This is a genomic window from Bacillus sp. mrc49, assembly GCF_002803435.1.
Genome location: NZ_PHNG01000329.1, coordinates 1 through 328 on the forward strand (window position 1 = coordinate 1; position 328 = coordinate 328).

A 328-nucleotide genomic window follows, 5' to 3' on the forward strand; every position below is an offset into this window, starting at 1 on the left:
GTGGCATCAGGAAGAAAAGCGGTAGGTGCCAATATGGCAGTGGATGACCTCTTGGCTTATTTGAATGGGGATAAGCAGCAGGTAGCTGAAGCGAAGGGCAAGGCAGCCGAGATGATCTTGCAGTCGGATTCACAGCAGCCTGGTGCCCTGTCCTTAAGGAATAATGAGAAATTGGTTCTGGCTGCTGTTATGGAAGCGGAATACCAAGCCGTCGATCTTACAAATGGTGCATCTGTTGCACTTCAGCTCAAAGAATTGACGAAGTTACTCGGCCTTCAGCTGGAGCATGCACTCATTAACCAATCCGCCGCCAATTTGGAGGAAAACC

Annotated in this window: 1 protein-coding gene; it reads left to right on the forward strand. The window is 49.7% G+C overall.

What is annotated here, in order from left to right:
• The coding region (locus tag CVN76_RS02195; protein WP_157805471.1) for a hypothetical protein at positions 1 to 328 on the forward strand (328 nt) is incomplete at both ends.